Raw genomic sequence first — 233 nt, forward strand, 5'->3', positions numbered from 1 at the left:
ATGCTTGTCACTGCGCTGAATCCACATATCGGATATGAAAATGCGGCATCCATCGCAAAATTAGCTCACCGGGAAGGACTAACTTTAAAAGAGGCTGCCATTCAATCAAACTTACTTACTGAAGAACAGTTCGATAAGATCGTACGCCCGGAAAATATGATTCATCCGCAAGAATAAACACAGAACCCAAAGCAGCTAACCTACAGCTGCTTTGGGTTTCTTACTTTCTGGTT

At 42.5% G+C, this 233-nt stretch carries 1 pseudogene; it reads left to right on the forward strand.

The annotated features are described in order from the left end of the window. Positions 1–177: pseudogene (locus LKX83_RS32985) on the forward strand (class II fumarate hydratase); the annotation flags it as partial. Between the last annotated feature and the right edge of the window lie 56 nt (positions 178–233).

It is taken from the genome of Cohnella baijiui (assembly GCF_020731285.1).
Classification (GTDB): domain Bacteria; phylum Bacillota; class Bacilli; order Paenibacillales; family Paenibacillaceae; genus Cohnella.